Genomic DNA, 13,176 nt, shown 5'->3' with positions numbered 1-13,176 from the left:
ATTAGAGCGCCTCCTCATCGAGCGGAGCGGCCATGGTGCCCTCGCCCGCGAGCGGCGACTTGTCGCGCCAGACGTTCTCGAACTGCTCCTTGTCGAGCACGTGGTCGCGCTTGGCGGCGACGTCGGTCACCGTCACGCGGTCGGTGCAGGAGTAGCACGGGTCGAGCGAGCCGACGATCAGCGCCGCATCGCCCACGGTGTTGCCGCGGAACATGTAGCGCAGGACCGGCCAGTTGCTGTACGTGGCGGCCTTGGCGCGCCAGCGGTAGCACTTCTGGTTATTGCCGAGCATGGCCCAGTGCACGTCCTCGCCGCGCGGCGCCTCGGTGGCACCGATGGCGTACTTGTGCGGGGTGTACTCCCAATCCGTGGTGAGGATGGGGCCCGACGGGCAGTTCTCGAGCATGGTCTCGATCATGTCGATCGAATCGTAGACCTCCTGGATGCGGACGGCGGTACGGCCGAAGGCATCGCAGGTGTCGGCCGTGGCGGCGTGCATCTTCTGAATATCCGGATCGGCGTAGCCGTCGAAGGGATGGTCAAAGCGCACGTCGCGGGCATAGCCCGAGCCACGCATGAGCGGGCCGACCGGCGAGAAGTCACGTGCGATCTTGCGGTCCAAGATACCGATACCGCTCGTACGCTCAATAAAGTTGGGCGTGGAGAGCAGCACGTCGACGAGTTCCTGAACCTCGGAGCGCAGCTGGTGGATGGTCGTGAGCGTGGAGAGCTTCTGCTCGGCCAAAATGTCGCGACGCACGCCGCCGATCACGTTGAGGCCGTAGGTCTTGCGGTGACCGGAGAGCTTCTCGGCCAGGTCCATGGACTTCTCGCGGACGCGGAAGAACTGCTGGAAGCCGGAGTCGAAGCCCGTGTAGTGCGACGCCAGGCCAATGTTGAGCAGATGCGAGTGCAGGCGCTCGACCTCGAGCATGATGGCGCGAATGTACTGGGCGCGCGGCGGGACATGGATGCCCTGGGCGCGCTCGACGGCCTCGGCATAGGCCACCGAGTGGGCGCAGCCGCAGATGCCGCAGATGCGGTCGGCGAGGAACGTCACGGCGTCATAGTTCAGGCGCGTCTCGGCGACCTTCTCCATGCCGCGGTGCACGTAGAACAGGCGGTAGTCGGCGTCGACGATCGTCTCGCCCTCGACAAACAGGCGGAAGTGGCCGGGCTCGTCGGAGGTAATGTGCAACGGGCCCATGGGGACGAGCGTGGTCTCCTTGCCCTTGGTGTCGGCCAAGAACTCGTAGTTTTCCATGCCGCTCGCGGGAGCGGGACGGAAACGGTAATCCATGGAGTCCTTGCGCAGCGGGTACAGGCCGCTGGGCCAATCGTCGGGCAGTACCAGGCGACGACGATCGGGCAGACCCTCGGGGATCAGGCCGAACATGTCGCGCAGCTCGCGCTCGCCCCACACGCAGGCGGGGACGAACGGCGTCACGGACGGGAACGTCATCTTGGCGGGATCGACCTCGGTGCGCACGGTCACCCAGCCGGGATCCTCCCCCTCCATGGAGATGACGTAGTACACGGCGTAACGGCCGCACAGGCTGCGCTCATCGTTGCCGATGATCACGGGAATCCAGCCGTAGCGCTCGTAGTACAGGTAGTGGACGGCCTCGGGCAGCTTGTCCTGCTTGACGGTAATCGTCAGCTGGTCCTCGCACTGCCACTCGACCTTCTCGATGCAGCCCGGAACGGCGCGGCGCAGGGCCTCGACATGGCTCTCGCAGCGGCGGGCATACACCTTGTTCTCAGTTTCAATCATTCGTTACTCCACCTCGCTCTGAGCGGTCTCGGTACCGAACACAGCGCGGTACATCGGCGTCGCGTGAAGTTCCTCGGTGCTCTGCTCGAGTACGATGCCGGTCGCGGTCTCCACACCGTGCACGAGGGGCAGCGGGGTGGCGATGCCAAACCACAAGATCATGACAGCCAGGATGATTTCGGGGATAAGCATGAGCGCCGGGGCCTCATGCTTGCCCATGCCCTGGGGCGCATGGCCGAATACCGACTTGAGTGCGATGCGGGTGAGCGCGGAGATGGCCACGGTAAGACCGAGGGCGACCACGACGACCAGCCACATGGGACCGGCGGTAACACCGGCGACAAAAGTCAGGAACTCGGAGATAAACATGCCAAAGGGCGGGAAGGCACCAAGACCGAGCAGCGCCAGGACGGCGAGCGCGGCGGTTGCGGGGGCAACCTCGACGACGCCCTGGATCTTGGCCAGGCTACGCGTGCCAAAAGCGTGCTGGATGTTGCCGGACACGCAGAAGGCAAGCGTCTTGGTAAAGCCGTGGAACACGCAGTGCAGCAGGGCCGCGGCGATACCTAGCGGGCCACCGATACCCAGGCACAGGGCGATAACGCCCACGTTCTCCACAGACGAGTACGCGAAGCGGCGCTTGAGGTCGTCCTGGCGAAACATCGAAAGTGCCGCCACCAAAATGGACAGCGTGCCGACGATCAGCAGCAAAAGTTGCGGATACTCGGCGCCCACGGCCTGGATGGTAAAGCCGTAGAAGCGCATGATCACGAGCATGGCGCACTTAAGCAGCACGCCCGAGAGCAGGGCCGAGACAGGGCTCGGGGCCTGGGAGTGGGCATCGGGCAGCCAAGTGTGCATGGGGAACAGGCCGGCCTTGGTGCCAAAGCCGATCACGATAAACGCAAAGGCGAGGCGCATGAGCGTCGGGTCGAACTGGTCGGCATACGGCAGCACGCACGACAGGAATGCGGCCTCGTGGGCGTTGGGAATCACGTCGGCGGCGTTGGCGTAGATCAGCAGCGTACCGAACAGGCCAAAGGCCACGCCGGCGGTGCAGACCATCGCATACTTCCAAGAAGCCTCGAGGGCCGTCTTGTTCTTGTAGATACCCACGAGGAACACGGTGGAAAGCGTAGTTGCCTCCACGGCGGCCCACGTGAGGATCATGTTGTTGGACAGGCACGCGAGCAGCATGGTGAACACAAACAGGCTAAACAGCGCAAAATACTGCTTGGCGCGCTCGGCGGGCATGGAGCCCTCCTCGATATCGGCCTTTACATAGGGCAGCGAGAACAGCCCCGTAAGAAAACCGATAAAGCCGATGAGAAGCACAAAGATGGCGCCCAGCGAATCGAGGTGGAACCACAGGCCAAGAGCGCTCGCGGTGTCGCCGCTCATAAGGACGTCGCCGGCCGTCATAATCGACAGCACCAGGACGGCTGCGACGGAGACCAGGTTGAGACCGGCAAACACGTTATAGGACGTGTTCTTGGGCAAAAAAGCCATGACCAGCGAGAACACCAAAGGAGTCGCGAGCAGGGCGAGAATCAACGTTTCCATGGACTACCCCCTCAGCTCGGACAGGTCGCGCGCATCGAGCGAGTGGGAGTCGTCCCAGATGCGACGCACGACGATGGACATGATGATGACAGCAAAGATGGCGTCGGTGGCGATACCGATCTCGATAATCTCGGGAGCGGTGGGGGCCAAAAGCGCGAGCGTCACATGGCTGCCGTTTTCCATAAGGCAGTATCCAAAGATCTGCTTCATGATGTTGCGCTGCGAAATGATGCAGGTGAGGCCCACAAAGAAGTGAGCGAAGCTAATGGCAAGCGCAGGCGTTGCGACCTCGGCCGTGGGCAGGCTGATCTGCGTCACGACGGCAAAGCAGATCGCGACCTCCACGGCGATGATGCAGATGGCCCACGCGGGCTTAAGGCCGGCCTTGAGCGATGCGTCGCTCGGCTCGCCCATCTTCTTATACGCACGGTTGAGGATATAAGGGACCAGGACGACCTTGGTGATAAAGGCAGATCCAGCCCACATAAGCAGCTCCTGCGCACCGGTGGTGACACCGAGCGTGGCGAGCAGTCCCACGAGCACCAGCGACTGCACCGCATACCAGCTGATGGCGTGCTTGATGTTCTTTGAGACGACCACCATGGTGGACGTGACGATCAGAAGGCCGCCAAGGATGTTGACGATCGAATAACCCATGTCGTTCTACCTCCTAACCGATCCAGCTGGCCGAAAGCGGGCCGCTGACGATAACCATGATGATGAGCACGATGAACACGAATGCCATCGCGCGGGGAAGCGGGGCTCCCGCAGCGACCTCGTCGCTCGGCTCGCCGGGCAGGCAATAGCCCATCCACTTGAGGAACCAGGCGAAGGTGGCGACCGTCTCGGCAACCATGATGCACACGAGCACCAGGATCGCGACGTTGCCGGCACCCACAGAAAAGCCGCCGGCGATGATCTGGAACTTCGAGAAGAACGTGTTCATGGGCGGCACGCCAGCAATGGCGAGCGCCGCGACACCAAAGCCCACGCCCGAGATCGGGTACTTCTTTACGATGCCGCGAAGCTTGGGCAGCATACGCGTGCCGAGGGTAAAGGAGAACGAACCGGCGATCAGGAAGAACAGGGTCTTGGCGAAGGCGTGGTTAAAGATGTGGCACACGGCACCGTCAAAGGCCAGCTGGCTGCCAAAGACCGAAAGGCCCAGACCAAAGAACACATAGGAGAGCTGGGCGATCGTGGAGAAGGCCAGCAGGCGCTTCATGTCCTTTTGCGGCAGGTACATAAGGAAACCAAAGAGCATGGTGACCATGGCGTCGATAATGGCGACCCAGCCCACGATCTCGGGAATCTCGCCGGCAGAGACGAGTGCACGCGCGAACACGCACACGCCGACCTTGACCATCGAGGCGCCATGCAGGTAGGCCGAAACAGGCGTCGGCGCCTCCATGGCCGAAGGCAGCCACATGTACATGGGAACCTGTGCGGACTTGGCCCAGGCCGCAAACAGCACGAGTAAAAGGACGATAGCCTTGAGCTTGGCGTCGAGGCCGGCAATCGCGGTAATGGCGAAGGTGCCGGTGTGGGCAAACACGATGGCGGCGCCCAGATACAGGCCGAGCGCGCCGATATGCGTAATGATCAGGGCCTTCATGCCGGCCTTCTTGGCCGTAGGCGACATGTAGTAGCTAATGAGGCCCCAAGAGCACGCACCCGTGATCTCAAAGAACACGAGCTGACCCAAAAGGGTCGAGCTGTACACAAGGCCGGCCATGGCGCCGATGAAGGTCGCGAGGTACGCGTAGAAGCGACGACGCGGCGCATCGGGATGCTCACGGTTATTCTCGCTCATATAGGGAATCGAATAGATCACGACGAGCAGGCCGATACCCACAAAGGCGGGCGCGAGCAGCGTGCTCATGCGATCAAAAGTGAATCCCATGACGAGGGTCTGCCCAAACGAGATCAGGGGGACCTGCGTGTCGGGCATGCCGGCGCCAGCGAAATTCGCGGCGAGGGCGATGGTGCAGACCGTCGAGACGGCGGCACCCAAAACGCTGAACCACTTGGCGTACGGACGGGGGAACAGGGCGACAAGCACCGAGGCCACCATCGGGGCCGCGATAGCGACCAAGCCGAGAAGGGACAGACTGACTGCAAATGACATTGTTTCTCCCTTCTCCTACACGCCGACGACCACGAAGACAAACGCCAGAACGGCGATGCCCACAACGGCCCAAGTCTGATTGCCAAGCACCTTAAAACGCGAGCGCGAGCAGGAGTTCTCGATCACGCCGCACACGACAAAGTCGATCAGGCACTTCACCAGGAAGATAACCGCGCCCAAAACGGCGGCGGCGCCCACGGTCGCGGGCTCACCCCAGGGGACAAAGATCGCGCAGAACCAAGCAACGACCAGGACCTGCTTCATGGACATGGCGAGCTTGGCCATGGCAAGCGACGGGCCGGAAAGCTCGGCGAGCGGACCTTCCTGAAGCTCCTGCTCGGCCTCGGCCTGATCAAACGGCAGCTTACCGAGTTCCATGTAGCAGGCAATCGCAAAGGCGATGCCGGCGAGGATCACGGCGACCGGCGCGTCGATGGCGCCCGTCATGATGTGCTGACCCATGGTGGCGATGTCGGTGGAGCCGCACACCAGGGCGGCGGCAAACAGCGCCAGCAGCATGGACGGCTCGATGAGCACGCTCATGAGCAGCTCGCGGACGCCGCCGATACCGGCGTAGGCGTTGGACGAATCCACACCGCAGAGGGCGAAGAAGAAACGGGCGAGCGCCAGGCTGTACATGATGGTAATGGCGTCACCAAAGACCGGGATGGGGCTTTGCGCCGTAAAGAGCGGCAGACCCATCGCGAGCATAAAGGCGACGGCGAAGAACAGCGGCGGCATGATGCGCAGCGCAAAGCTCGCATCCTCGCTCTGGGACTCGGGGCGCGCAAAGAGCTTGGCCAGGTCGCGGTAGTCCTGCATGATGCTGGGGCCGCGACGGTTGTGCATCTTGGCGCGGATCACGCGGCCGAGACCGGAGAAGAACGGTGCGACGGCCATGACGACCACGCCCTGCAGAACGGCAAGTACGATGTTGTTCATGCTCTCCCCTCCCTAACCCATTTGCACGGCGAGCACGAGGGACACCACGAGTGCCGCGACGATGTAGCAGATATAGATGCTGTAGTTGCCGCCCTCGAGCTTAGTCGCGAGATCGGCGAGCTTCTCGACACCCTTATGCGGGGCATCGACGAGAACCTTGTCGGGTACGGGCTCCACAGCCTCGGCCACACCGGTGAGCTTCTGGAAGAAGTGCGCGATGGACCAGCAGACGGCCGTGCAGCGGTCACGCAGCGTGTAGAGCGGCTGCATAAACCAGGACACCTCGGAGGCAAAGGTCGTGGCCACGACGGGCATATGCTCGTTGGGAGCATAGCCACATGCCCACGGCTGGGACTTCTGCACCTTGCCGACGGTCTTGAGCTTGCGATAACCGCAGGCAAGGCCGACGAGCACCACGAGCGCAATGGCGATCGCGGGCGTGGAGGTGGCAGCGCCGGAGTACTGGTTCATGAGCTCCATGCCCTCGGCGGCAAACACGCCACCGTACGGATGCAGCACGGACGCGGCGACATCGACCAGCACGGGCGCGATCACGGGAGCGCCAATGCCCAGCACGACGCAGATGGCCGCGAGCAGGCCCTGCGCAAACACCATGGGGGCGGGAACCTCCTTGGCATTGGCCGCGGCCTCGGAGCGGGGCGCGGAGGCAAAGGAGACGCCATAGGCCTTGACGAAGCACGTGACAGCCAGCGCGCCGGTAATGGCAAGCGCGACGGCAGCGAACACGGCCACGATCATGACGGCCTTGTCGCCCTGCATGGCGGCGTTAAAGAGCGACTGGTAGGTAAACCACTCGGACACAAAGCCGTTGAAGGGCGGGATGGCCGAGATGGCAAGCGCGCCAACGAGGAAGCAGATGGCCGTTGCCGGCATACGACGGAACAGGCCGCCCATCTTCTCCATATTGCGCGTACCCGTGGAGTACAGCAGCGCACCGGCGCCCAAGAACAGCTCGCCCTTAAACATCGCGTGGTTAAACGTGTGGTAGAGGGCGGCCATCAGAGCCAGGACGGCGATGCCGACCGAGTTGAGCGCCATGGCGGCCATGGAGGCGCCGACGCCGAGCAGAATGATGCCGATGTTCTCGACGGAGTGATAGGCCAGCAGGCGCTTGATGTCATGCTCCTGCAGGGCGAAGGCCACGCCGAGGACCGACGAGATCGCACCGAAGACCATGACCATAAGGCCCCACCAGACCTGAACGCCCGAGGCGGAGAGCAGGTCGAGACCCACCTTGAGGATACCGAAGATACCGATCTTGATCATGCCGCCGGACATGAGGGCCGACACGTTGGACGGCGCCTCGGGATGCGCCTTGGGCAGCCAGCCGTGCAGCGGGATGATACCGGCCTTGGCGCCAAAGCCAAAGAAGGCGAGCACGAAGCACACGGATGCGACCGCGGGGCTAAACTGCGTAGCGCGGAAATCCGCAAAGGCAAACGAGCCGCCGGCGAAGTTGGTCATGGTGAGGAAGCTCGCCATGATGAGCACAAAGCCCACGTGCGCGATCACAAAGTAGAGCCAACCGCCATGGATGGAGTTCTCGTTCTCCTCGATCACGACCAGGAAGTACGAGGTCAGCGACATGAGCTCAAAGGCGACCAGGAACCAAAACACGTTGTCGGCGGTGATGACGAGCATCATGGACGCCACGAAGGTGTTAAAGAAGAAGCCGGCGCGGCCCTTTTTGCCCGGGTACTCATCAAAGTAGTTGAGACCGTAGATCGAGCCGGCAAACGCGAGCACCGAGATGAGCGCCACGAACAGGCCGGACAGCTGATTGAGCAGCAGCTGGAAATGGGCAAACGGGAAAAACACGATAGTGTCGACCGACGTGACATCGCCCAGCACGGCCTGGAGACCGGCCACAAACGAAAGCACCGCGGCGACGGCGCCGATAAGGCAGCCGGCGGTCTTGGCGGCGTTATCGGCCTTGATCAGCAGAACCGAGGCGAGCGCACCGATGCACGAGACGGCAAGCGATGCGATAAACAGCGTCATGCTATCCATTGTTTTCGCTCCCTTCTGCTTTCTCGGACAGGCCCTGGGCCACGGCGGTAACGTCGACAGCCGGACCGTTTTCGATCGAGCGCAGGCGCTTGGCCTCGTCGAGCTCGCGATCGGCCGCACCGCCCATGACGGTCAGCGCCTTGGTGGGGCACGCCGCCACACAATGCGGGCCGTCCGGATCGAAGGCGCACAGGTCGCACTTGACGGCGCAGGTGTACTGGCCAGGAGCCCACGTGAGCAGGCTGCTCAGGGACTTAGGATACGAAGGCGTCGGGTCGCACATGCCTGCGACACCGGCGATAGACGTGCCATCGGGATGGATGGCTCCGAAGGGGCACGCGATGGCGCACAGCCTGCACCCGATGCACTCCTGCTCCTTGACGTGGATGCGATCGCCATCGTGCTCGATGGCATTCACCGGGCAGACCTCGGCGCAGGGGGCACCCTCGCAATGGTGGCAGGCAAGGGCGGCCGAAATACCGCCGGTCTTCACGAGCGCCAGACGCGGCGTATCCTGAAGACCCTGCATCCGGTGGGCGTCGGCACAGGCGGACTGGCATGTTCCGCAGCCGATGCACCTCTCCGGGTTGATGTCGATGAAGCGGTTCATCCCCACTTCCTTTCAAAATAACGGGCCGGGCTCCCGAACGTACGGGACGCCCGGCCCAAAAAGCCAACGAGAACGGGACTACACGATTTGGTTCACGTGCGTCTCGTCGTCGAACTTGGCGGCGCCGGGCTCAACGTCTTGGGGAGCGGCGGCGTCCACCAGAGCCTGCTTGAGCTCGGTGTACTGACGCTCGACTTCGCCCTCTGCCCAAACCTGGTCGGCAATGGCGTCGACCTGGCAGGCGGAGAACTTGTCCTCGGGCGTGTGCGAGACCGGGTCGACCTTGTGAATGGTCAGCTCGTTGCACTTGCCGATCCACCACTGATAGGTCATGTAGACCGTGCCCTTGTTGATGCGATCGCTCACGTCGGCGCGGCTGTATACCTGGCCGCGACGGCTGTGAATCGAGACGATGTCGCCGTTCTTGATGCCGCGCGCCTGGGCGTCCGCGGGATTCATGCGGACAAAGCCGGGCTCATCGGCGAGCAGCGCCAGCGTCTTGCAGTTGCCGGTCATCGAGCGGCAGCTGTAGTGGCCGACTTCGCGGACGGTGCACAGAATGAGCGGGTACTCATCGTCGGGAAGCTCGGAGGGCGCCTCCCAGTCGTGCGCCATCAGGTTGGCGCGGCCATCCTTGGTGGTGAACTTGCCGCCTGCGAACATGTCGGGCGTACCGTGGTCGTTCACATCGGTGCTCTTGACGGGCCACTGGGCGTAGCCGCCCTCGGGAGCCATCTTCTCGTAGGTCGCGCCCACAAAGTTGGGGCACAGGCTAATGCACTCGTTCCAGATCTGCTCGGTGTTGTCGTAGTGCATGGGATAGCCCATACGCGTGGACAGGTCCGCGAAGATCTCCCAGTCGTGACGGCACTCGCCCTTGGGCGGAACGGCCGCGTCAAAGTGCTGGAAGCTACGGTCGGATGCGGTAAAGACACCCTCGTGCTCGCCCCAAGAGGTAGCGGGCAGGATGACGTCGGCGAGCATGGTCGTCTGCGTCATAAAGATGTCCTGGCAAATGAACAGATCCAGCTCGGAGAGCGTCTTGCGCATACCGGCCGAATCGGGCTCGGTCTGCACCGGGTCCTCGCCGTAGTTGTAGAAGCAGTGCACCTTGCCCTCGTCGACCAGGTGGCCCAGGTCGGTGAGCTTGTAGCCCTCCTCGAGCGGGAGCTTTTCCTCGGGCACGCCCCAAGCCTTGGCAAACTTGGCACGCACTGCCGGGTCGGTGACCTTCTGGTAGCCAGGGTACAGGTTGGGCAGCATGCCCATATCGCAGGAGCCCTGGACGTTGTTCTGACCACGCACGGGCGCGAGACCGGAATTGGGTTTGCCGATCTGGCCGGCAACGCAGGCGATGGAGGCGATGGTGTGCACCGTCTTCAGGTTCTGCTTCTGCTGGCATACGCCCATGCCCCAGCCAATGATGGCGGAGGGCTTCGCCGTGGCGTACATCTCGGCAGCTTGGTGGATCAACGCGGGCTCGACACCCGTGATGTCCTGTACGGATTCGGGAGTGTAGTTCTTAATGGTCTCCCACCACTCGTCAAAGCCGTTCGTGTGCTCGGCGACGAATTCCTTGTCGTAGAGGCCATCGTTGACCAAGCAGTTGGCAAAGGCGTTGAGGAACGCAACGTTGCAACCGTTCTTGATCGGAAGGTAGAGATCGGCGATACGCGCGGTTTCGATATGGCGCGGATCGGCGACGATGATCTTGCAACCCTTTTCTTTGGCTCGCACGATACGCCTTGCGACGATGGGGTGCGAATCGGCAGGGTTATAGCCGAAGAGGAAAATGCAGCCCGCATCCTCCATACCGGGGATGGAGCATGACATGCAACCTGAACCAACCGTGTCCATCAGACCGAGGACAGTAGGGCCGTGTCAAGTACGGGCGCAGTTGTCTACGCTGTGGGTGCCGATGCACGCACGCGTAAACTTCTGCATGACGTAGTTCGCCTCATTGCCGCCGCCTCGCGAAGAGCCGGTGGTCATGACAGCGTTAGGACCATATTCGTCAATTATGGCCTGCATCTTAGATGCGGTGAAATCCAGTGCCTCGTCCCAGCTTACGCGCTCAAGATCCGCGCCCTTAGTGCGGCGGATCATCGGGTGCAGTACGCGAGGAGTCAAGATCTTGGTGTCGTTGATGAAGTCGTAGCCGCTCATGCCCTTCAGGCACAGCTCGCTCTGGTTGGTGATGCCGTTGAGCGGTTCGGTACCCACGACCTGGCCGTTTTGGACCAAGAGGTTAAACTGGCAACCGGCGCCGCAGTACGGGCAAATCACTTTATGCTTCTCCATGACACCCTCCTTCCTTTCTCTGCTACCGAATACTCGGTACGTATTTGACAATCATTGGGCCTGTCGCCCCAACGCTTACGCCTCGTTTTCGATGGTGGCGCGGGCACGCTCGGCAGTCAGTTCTGCCAGGCGATCCTCGTCTACCAGGGTGAGGCCCTTGGTCGGGCACGCCTCGGCACACGCCGGACCGCCGGGACGGTCCACGCACAGGTCGCACTTGAGCACGAAGCTCTTAGTTTGCGAACCCACGCGAACGTCACCCATCAAGACGGGGACCTGCGTGGTCGCCACGCTCACGGCGCCAAAGGGGCATGCCATGACGCAGCTCTTGCAGCCGATGCAGTTGTCCTCGTTGACGCCGATGCGATGGTTCTTTGGATCAAAGAACAAGGCGCCCGTAGGACAGGCCTTCGCGCACGGGGCATCCTCGCAGTGATGGCAAGCCACCGGTGCGGAGATCTCGTACGTACGCGTCACGCGCAGGCGCGGCGCGGCGATGTTACCGGGGATGTCGTGCGCCTCGATACACGCCGCCATGCAGGTTTGACACCCAATGCAACGCGAAGAATCGGCTACGACTCGCTTATTACCCATGTTGTTCACTCCCTCCTGAATCCCTTGCCGAAGAGACCCTGTCGACATTGACCCAAGCCGCCCGTGGCCTGGCATCGACGTATCAAATGCATGCGGCGAAACATGCACTCGGTAGAGTTTCTCCAACGATATACAGGTTAAATATACGCAGTTGCAGGTGGCAAACTTGAGCATAGGCCCTGCAATACGGGTGTATTGCAGGGGTTTTGGCAGGTTGGAATTATTCTCTAGAAGCTATAAAGGTGAGTGTATTACATGCGTACGCCTCAGAGATTTTTATGCGCTCTCATTTTGGATGTACTACGCTTGTATTCGTGTTTATGGTTATCAACTTGAGTGAAATAAAGTAATCGTTATAAGATGCTCAAGTATCGGCACATGCCGCATTTGACCGACTATATTGCACGCTCATTAAGGGGGCCAGTGATGTCATCGACTCAAAAAAGAGCCATCCTGCAGGTGCGCATTCGCGAGGAAGACAAGCAGCATGCCGAGCATCTCTACGATGCCATGGGCACATCGCTCGCCGAGGCTGTCCGCTTATTTGTCGCGCAAAGCATTTTGATGCGCAAGCTCCCCTTTCAGCCGGTCGCCGTGCGCTCAAAGGACGGCACCGCCGCCTATGGATCGCTCAAAGCATATGGTGACCCCAATCGCCGCGCCGAGGAGCGCAATGCCTGGATTGAATACCTAGCCACAGAAAGCGATGAGTCGGTTTTGGGTCCCGAGGAAGTAGATATCCATGAGTAGCACCATCATCGACGAGACCGTCATCCTGCGCTACCTGCTTAACGACGACGAGGTCCTGTCACCGCGCGCCGCCAAGGTCATCGCCACGCGCACCGCTCGCGTCTACCCCGAGATCATCACACGCGTCGCCGTTACGCTGCGCGACGTCTACAAGGTCCCGCGCGTGGAGATTGCGACGGCCATGACCAAGCTGCTCGATGACGTCATGGTCGACGAGCCCACCGTTATCGCCCTTGCCATCAAACTCTTTTGCAAGACTCATATGGACTTTACCGACTGCCTCCTCGCAGCCCGAACCGCCATCTATAACGACGACGTCGTGAGCTTTGGCAAGCCCATCATCCAAGGCATGATCGACTACCGCCGCCAGCGCCAAACCGCCGCCGACGCCCGCGACCGCGCCGCCGAAGCCCGCAGCCGAAGCACCGACTCCACCATCGACAAGCTCCGTCACCGCCCCCGCAGCTAACCCCATCCCCTCCT

11 protein-coding genes and 1 pseudogene are annotated in these 13,176 nt (G+C 61.8%); 2 read left to right on the top strand and 10 right to left on the bottom strand.

Going from position 1 to position 13,176, the window contains the following annotated elements; translation table 11 throughout:
- Position 1 precedes the first annotated feature (1 nt).
- The 10 genes and pseudogenes from ARB25_RS04610 to ARB25_RS04565 all read right to left on the bottom strand — a co-directional run bounded on the left by ARB25_RS04610 (position 2) and on the right by ARB25_RS04565 (position 11,943).
- Entirely contained in the window at positions 2–1,774 is a 1,773-nt protein-coding gene (locus ARB25_RS04610) for a hydrogenase large subunit (protein WP_055286171.1), read from the bottom strand.
- A 3-nt stretch (positions 1,775–1,777) separates the two neighbouring features.
- Positions 1,778–3,337: a hydrogenase 4 subunit F gene (locus ARB25_RS04605; RefSeq protein WP_055286169.1), complete on the bottom strand. Its 1,560-nt coding sequence runs from the start codon at positions 3,335–3,337 to the stop codon at positions 1,778–1,780.
- Between the two features lie 3 nt (positions 3,338–3,340).
- A complete protein-coding gene (gene hyfE / locus ARB25_RS04600; RefSeq protein WP_055286167.1) occupies positions 3,341–3,994 on the bottom strand; it encodes a hydrogenase 4 membrane subunit in 654 nt (217 codons plus the stop codon).
- A gap of 13 nt (positions 3,995–4,007) precedes the next feature.
- On the bottom strand, positions 4,008–5,465 hold the full coding sequence (locus tag ARB25_RS04595; protein ID WP_055286165.1) for a hydrogenase 4 subunit D: 1,458 nt from the start codon (positions 5,463–5,465) through the stop codon (positions 4,008–4,010).
- Positions 5,466–5,480: 15 nt separating this feature from the next.
- On the bottom strand, positions 5,481–6,407 hold the full coding sequence (locus tag ARB25_RS04590; RefSeq protein ID WP_022095201.1) for a respiratory chain complex I subunit 1 family protein: 927 nt from the start codon (positions 6,405–6,407) through the stop codon (positions 5,481–5,483).
- Between the two features lie 12 nt (positions 6,408–6,419).
- Positions 6,420–8,438: a hydrogenase 4 subunit B gene (hyfB, locus tag ARB25_RS04585; protein WP_055286164.1), complete on the bottom strand. Its 2,019-nt coding sequence runs from the start codon at positions 8,436–8,438 to the stop codon at positions 6,420–6,422.
- Complete coding sequence (locus ARB25_RS04580; protein WP_055286162.1) at positions 8,431–9,048, bottom strand: 4Fe-4S dicluster domain-containing protein; 618 nt, start codon at positions 9,046–9,048, stop codon at positions 8,431–8,433. Before ARB25_RS04580 ends, hyfB begins: the two co-directional genes overlap by 8 nt.
- Positions 9,049–9,126: 78 nt before the next feature.
- Positions 9,127–11,214: a formate dehydrogenase subunit alpha gene (gene fdhF / locus ARB25_RS04575; RefSeq protein ID WP_465038248.1), complete on the bottom strand. Its 2,088-nt coding sequence runs from the start codon at positions 11,212–11,214 to the stop codon at positions 9,127–9,129.
- A pseudogene (locus ARB25_RS10430) lies at positions 11,200–11,349 on the bottom strand (hypothetical protein); the annotation flags it as partial. The pseudogene ARB25_RS10430 and the gene fdhF, both read right to left, overlap by 15 nt.
- A gap of 75 nt (positions 11,350–11,424) precedes the next feature.
- The gene (locus ARB25_RS04565) at positions 11,425–11,943 is read right to left on the bottom strand and encodes a 4Fe-4S dicluster domain-containing protein (RefSeq protein WP_070100736.1); all 519 of its coding nucleotides are present in this window, start codon (positions 11,941–11,943) and stop codon (positions 11,425–11,427) included.
- 426 nt (positions 11,944–12,369) lie between these two features.
- Between ARB25_RS04565 and ARB25_RS04560 the strand changes: the two genes are divergently transcribed.
- Entirely contained in the window at positions 12,370–12,693 is a 324-nt protein-coding gene (locus ARB25_RS04560; RefSeq protein ID WP_055286157.1) for a type II toxin-antitoxin system RelB/DinJ family antitoxin, read from the top strand.
- Positions 12,686–13,162, top strand: a complete 477-nt coding sequence (locus tag ARB25_RS04555; RefSeq protein ID WP_055286155.1) for a type II toxin-antitoxin system VapC family toxin — start codon at positions 12,686–12,688, stop codon at positions 13,160–13,162. Before ARB25_RS04560 ends, ARB25_RS04555 begins: the two co-directional genes overlap by 8 nt.
- The last annotated feature ends 14 nt before the right edge of the window (positions 13,163–13,176 follow it).

The sequence above is a fragment of the Collinsella aerofaciens genome, assembly GCF_001405375.1.
GTDB lineage: Bacteria > Actinomycetota > Coriobacteriia > Coriobacteriales > Coriobacteriaceae > Collinsella > Collinsella aerofaciens_F.
Note: the sequence above shows the minus strand (reverse complement) of the source record. Positions and strands in the feature narration are given on the sequence as shown.